Source organism: Streptomyces alkaliterrae, assembly GCF_007097205.2.
Lineage (GTDB): Bacteria > Actinomycetota > Actinomycetes > Streptomycetales > Streptomycetaceae > Streptomyces > Streptomyces alkaliterrae.
The window spans coordinates 1-391 of sequence record NZ_VJYK02000754.1 but is presented as its reverse complement, the minus strand read 5'-3'; the positions used below and the strand labels follow the sequence as shown (position 1 = coordinate 391).

Annotated in this window: 1 protein-coding gene; it reads left to right on the top strand. The window is 66.5% G+C overall.

What is annotated here, in order from left to right; all coding sequences use genetic code 11:
- Positions 1-391: class I SAM-dependent methyltransferase (locus FNX44_RS27785; protein WP_153507842.1), on the top strand; the 391-nt coding region annotated here is incomplete at both ends.

Here is a 391-nt window from a genome sequence, read left to right as displayed (position 1 = left end):
CGCTCGGGGCGATCGACACTTGGCGCGACCTCGTCGTCGCTGCGGTAGAGCCGGAACCCGGCCAGACCATCCTCGATTTGGCGGCTGGAACCGGCACCTCCTCAGCTACGTTTGCCGCCCGCGGCGCGCAGGTTTATCCCGATATTTCCACCGGGATGCTGGCGGTGGGTAAGCAGCGCCAGCCCCATCTGCACTTCGTCGCCGGGGACGCCACCTGCCTGCCCTACGCCGACAACTCCTTCGACGCCGTGACGATCTCCTACGGTCTGCGCAACGTCGAGGACCCACAAAAGGCACTGCGCGAGATGCTGCGCGTCACCAAGCCTGGCGGCCGGGTCGTCATCTGCGAGTTCTCCTACCCCACCTGGGCACCGTTCCGCCACGTCTACAC